Consider the following 5,019-nt stretch of genomic DNA (forward strand, 5'->3'; position numbering starts at 1 on the left):
GGCGCCGGCTTGTTGGCCGGCATAGGCTGGTTTGTAGTCTCCGGCGGCGCCGCTGTTGCGCTTCAGCTCCCGAGACACGCTCGATGGCGCGCGATCCAGAGCTGCAGCGATTTGCCGGAGCGAGGCTCCGGCGGCGTAAAGGCGGGCAAGCTCACACCGGTCCTCGAGGCTGAACTGTCGGTAGCTTCGTCCCATCGCAACACCCCCTTCAAAGGGTGTTGCACTTCGTTTGTGAAGTCAGGGGATCTCCTCGTGGCTCGACCGGAAAGGAGATTCCCGCTTTCGCGGGAATGACGGCCGAGAAAGAGGCGGAACCAAAAGAAAAGGCCCGCCTCCTTTCGGAGGCGGGCCCTGCACCGGCCGTGAGGCAGGTGCTTACTTCTCTTCGGTCGTGTTCTCGCGGGCCCGGCGCAGAGCGGCGCCGAGGATGTCGCCCAGCGAGGCGCCCGAATCGGACGAACCGTATTCCGCCATCGCCTTCTTCTCCTCCTCGACCTCTTTGGCCTTGATGGAGAGCGAGACCTTGCGGGTGGCGCGGTCGACCTGGATCACCTTGGCGTCGATCTTGTCGCCGACGGCGAAGCGGTCCGGGCGCTGCTCCGACCGGTCGCGCGACAGGTCGGACTTGCGGATGAACCCGACCAGGCCTTCGCCGACCGAGACCTCGACACCGCCGTCGTTCACTTCCGTGACCGTGCCGGTGACGACTTCACCCTTGCGCAGGCCGCCGGTGGGGGCGGACGCCGCCTTCTCGAAGGTGTCCTCGGTGAGCTGCTTCATGCCGAGGCTGATGCGTTCCTTCTCGACATCGACGTCGAGGACCTTGACCTTGACCTGGTCGGCCTTCTTGAACTCCTGGATCGCCTCTTCGCCGGAACGGTCCCAGGCGATGTCGGAGAGGTGAACCATGCCGTCGATCTCGCCCGGCAGGCCGACGAACAGACCGAATTCGGTGATGTTCTTGACCTCGCCTTCGAGCTCCGTGCCCGCCGGGTACTTCTCGGCGAACACTTCCCACGGGTTCGGCAGGCACTGCTTCAGCCCGAGGCTGATGCGGCGCTTCACCGGATCGACGTCGAGCACCATCACCTCGACCTCCTGGGAGGTGGAGACGATCTTGCCCGGATGGACGTTCTTCTTGGTCCAGCTCATCTCCGAGACATGGACCAGGCCTTCGATGCCCGGCTCCAGCTCGACGAAGGCGCCGTAGTCGGTGATGTTGGTCACGCGGCCGCGGAAACGGGCGCCCGCCGGGTACTTGGCGACCACACCCTCCCACGGATCGGCCTCGAGCTGCTTCATGCCGAGGCTGATGCGCTGGGTCTCCGGGTTGAAGCGGACGACCTGGACCTTGACGGCCTGGCCGATCTGCAGCGCCTCGGACGGATGGTTGATGCGGCGCCACGCGATGTCGGTGACGTGCAGCAGGCCATCGACGCCGCCGAGATCGACGAAGGCGCCGTAGTCGGTGATGTTCTTGACCACGCCCTCGAGGATCTGGCCTTCCTTGAGGTTGGCGACCAGCTCGGAGCGGGCCTCGGCGCGGCTCTCTTCGAGCACGGCGCGGCGCGACACCACGATGTTGCCGCGCGAGCGGTCCATCTTGAGGATCTGGAACGGCTGCGGCGTGCCCATCAGCGGGCTGATGTCGCGCACCGGCCGGATGTCGACCTGGCTGCCCGGCAGGAAGGCGACGGCGCCGTTCAGGTCGACGGTGAAGCCGCCCTTGACCTTGCCGAAGATGATGCCGGTGACGCGAAGCTGGTCGGTGAACGACTTCTCGAGCGCGGTCCAGGACTCTTCGCGCTTGGCCTTCTCGCGGGACAGGACGGCTTCGCCGTTCTTGTCTTCCATCCGCTCGATGAACACCTCGACGGTGTCACCGGGGACAAGCTCGACGACCTGGCCGGGAACGGCGAATTCCTTGAGCGCCACGCGCCCCTCGGACTTCAGCCCAACATCGATCAGCACCATGTCGTTGTCGACCGAGATCACCCGGCCCTTGACGACGGTACCTTCGAAGCTCTCGGACTGGCCGAGCGACTCTTCGAGAAGGGCGGCGAAGCTTTCCTTCTCGACCGATTTGACGGCGGCGGAACTGGTAGCCATGAAAACTCCCGTTAGAGACGAACCGGTCGTCGCGCCGGCGGGTCGTCCCGCCTGGGAGAGCGCGATGGCCGGGCCGGGCCCAATGCCCGAATCTCCATCATCTGTGGTCCGTGACGGCCCGAGGCTCAGGTGGCGGTGCGCGGAGGGCCGATCCGGCGGGACACGAAAGCCAGAGCCTGGTCGAACACCTGGTCCGCCGTCAGCTGGCTAGTATCCAACAGAAAAGCGTCGCTCGCCGGGACCAATGGGGCCACGGCACGGCGACGGTCGCGCTCGTCTCTCTGTCTCAGGTCGTCAAAGACCTCGGTGTATATAGCCTCGTGGCCGCGCTGTAGCAACTCCTTCCACCGGCGCTCGGCGCGGGTCTCCAGAGTCGCGGTGACGAAGACCTTGGCCGGGGCGTCGGGGCAGATCACCGTGCCGATGTCGCGGCCATCCAGCACCGCCCCCGGCTTGCGGCCGGCGAAGGCGCGCTGGAAGTCGAGCAGCGCGGTGCGCACCCCCGGAATCGCCGAGACCCGGCTGGCCGCCTGGGCCGCGGCATCGCCGCGCAGGTCCTGATCGCCGAGCGCGCCGAGGTCGAGCGCCAGCACCGCGGCGAGGCCGGCGATCGGATCCTCCGGATCGCCGCCGGCGCGCAGCACGGCAAGGCCGACGGCGCGGTACAAAAGCCCGGTGTCGAGATGGTCGAAGCCGTAGGCGTCGGCGAGGCGGCGGGCCAGGGTGCCCTTGCCGGAAGCGGCGGTGCCGTCGATCGCGATCACGGTCATGCTGCCTCGCTGCGGGCGCAAAGCCCGGTCGCCGGCGCGGCGAGGCCGGGCCTCAGGGAGCGGTGCGGGATCGTGGGTTGCAAGAAGCCTTCCCCAAATCGGCCCCGCCGGAAGCGGGGCGAGAACGGTCGAACCGCGGGCTGATAGCATGGATGCGGCGGGGGCGGAACGGCAGCCGGGCGTTTTCGCAGGCGTTTTGTTTTTGACAGGGCCGCGCTGCCATGGCAGATGGCGCCCTCTAATCCTGACATGATCCGAGGAGGCTCGGCGTGGCGAAGCCTGAATGGGGCGCCAAGCGCATCTGCCACAATTGCGGGGCCCGCTACTACGACTTGCAGCGTGACCCGATTATCTGCCCGAAATGCGGCACCGAGTTCGACCCGGAGGCCTTCCTGAAGTCGCGCCGTTCGCGGTCCGCGATCGTTGACGAGCCACCGGTGAAGGCCCGCGCGGTCGTCGCCGATGAGGACGCCGATCCGTTGGAGGAGGAGTCCGAAGAGGACGAGACCACCGAGGAGATCGTCGAAGAGGTCGAGGTGATCGAAGGCGGCGAGCTCGACGAGGGGCTGGGCGAGGAGGATGGTGAGCCTGTCCCCGCCAAGGAGAAGGCGCCGGCCGACGAGTTCGATCCCGAAGAGGAAATCGTCGAGGAAGACGATGCCCTGATCGAGGATGTCGACGACCTCGGCGAGGAGGATGTCGACGTCGAAATCGAGGATGACGGCGAAGAACGGAACCGCTGATCGATTTCTTGAAAATACCTCTTGCATAGGCGGGGCGGATGAATAAGATCCGCCCCCGCCGACCTACCCCGGCCGAACACGCCGGAAGACGTCGACCCAGAGTTTCGGGGCCATAGCTCAGCTGGGAGAGCGCTACAATGGCATTGTAGAGGTCAGCGGTTCGATCCCGCTTGGCTCCACCAAGACAGAAAAGGGCTCAGCCGGAAGTGGCTGGGCCCTTTTCTTTTCCGGCTCGGTGCGGTGTCAGAAGCGGGCGCAATTCGGGCATCGTCGTCGACTTGGCGCGACGGACGCGACACACGCATCGATAGCCCGGACATACCCTGCCAAGTGCTCCGGTCCGATCTTTGCGCACCGTCGTCTTATGCCCCTTCGAGTGCCCGACGAGGCTCGCGCTCTCGCAGACCGGGCCATCGCGGCACCGGGCGAGCTTCGCTTCGTATCAGTTCATCGGCTCCTCCGTTGATGAAGGCGCCTCCCCCGGACCCGACACGGTGGGAGCTATCGGCTTGCGCCGACGTCGGGTCTCCAGACGGTCCCCGCCACGGGCCGGCATCCGCTACCGGCTGGTTCCGTGAACGTCGCGATGGGAGACGGGTCCGAGAGGCGTCCTTCCTGGTATGCGCTCCGGTTGCGCATGCGACCGAGACGCCGCCCGGCGAGGGCGGGAGGGAGCGAAGGCAAGGGAGCAGAGGGCCGGAGGGGATTCACCCGCCCCGGACGCGAAGCGTCCGGGGCGCAGCGTTGCAGGCCTCGGCCGAAACCTGGGGAGACCGGCCCGGCGCCGGCGGCAACGCCACCGCTCGCCCCTTGCCGGCGCGGGAACCTGGGTTCCCCTGGGCCCGCGTCCGCGGGCTCGTGGTGATGCGAGAGGGATCGGTTTCACCCCGCAGGGGACGAGATCCGCGACTGCGGAGCTCGGCGGAGCGCAGCGCAGGAGAGCCCGGGCCGGAGGCCTCGCCCCGCCACGTTCACCAACAGCCTCGGCATCGACGCTTCACAGAGCCATGATTCCGCGGACGCGGGACGATTGAGGGGGCCAGCCACCCTCGGCGCAAGGGTCCGCGGCCTCACGGCCGCCAGGGCACCGGGCCTCCCCAGGTTTCGGCCACGTCCGCGGCCTGTAACGCTCCGCTGCGCTTCGCCCCTTCGCAAGCGACGGGCTGGGCGATCCCCCTCCCGCCGCCCTGCCCTTGCGCCTTCACCCCCGCGCCTCGCCGACGGGGCGTCTTCGGTCGCATGCGCAACCGAAGCAGGATGAAGGACGTGAAACAGATCCCGTTGGACAAGCTGCAGGCATCGACGCCCGCCGAGCGCAAGCATGGCGTCATCGTGGTCCACGAGCGGCCGGACGGCAGCTACGGCGTCGTCATCGGCAAGCGCTGCCTCAGGCTGCT

Annotated in this window: 4 protein-coding genes and 1 tRNA gene; 2 read left to right on the forward strand and 3 right to left on the reverse strand. The window is 67.4% G+C overall.

Annotated features, from left to right (window positions below; all coding sequences use genetic code 11):
• The 3 genes from AB4112_RS35805 to cmk all read right to left on the reverse strand — a co-directional run.
• The coding region (locus tag AB4112_RS35805; protein WP_441725873.1) for a helix-turn-helix domain-containing protein at positions 1-195 on the reverse strand (195 nt) is incomplete at its 3' end.
• Between the two features lie 180 nt (positions 196-375).
• Positions 376-2,109, reverse strand: coding sequence for a 30S ribosomal protein S1 (gene rpsA, locus AB4112_RS35810; RefSeq protein WP_309796771.1), 1,734 nt, complete (start codon positions 2,107-2,109; stop codon positions 376-378).
• A gap of 125 nt (positions 2,110-2,234) precedes the next feature.
• Entirely contained in the window at positions 2,235-2,879 is a 645-nt protein-coding gene (gene cmk / locus AB4112_RS35815; protein ID WP_309796769.1) for a (d)CMP kinase, read from the reverse strand.
• A gap of 269 nt (positions 2,880-3,148) precedes the next feature.
• Here cmk and AB4112_RS35820 point away from each other — a divergent pair, with 269 nt between their 5' ends.
• Positions 3,149-3,622 carry a TIGR02300 family protein gene (locus AB4112_RS35820; RefSeq protein ID WP_309796767.1) on the forward strand — a complete coding sequence of 158 codons (474 nt, stop codon included), beginning with the start codon at positions 3,149-3,151 and terminating at the stop codon, positions 3,620-3,622.
• Positions 3,623-3,728: 106 nt separating this feature from the next.
• Positions 3,729-3,804 (forward strand) — tRNA-Ala (locus tag AB4112_RS35825).
• The last annotated feature ends 1,215 nt before the right edge of the window (positions 3,805-5,019 follow it).

The sequence above is a fragment of the Inquilinus sp. 2KB_23 genome (assembly GCF_052115705.1).
GTDB lineage: Bacteria > Pseudomonadota > Alphaproteobacteria > DSM-16000 > Inquilinaceae > Inquilinus > Inquilinus ginsengisoli_A.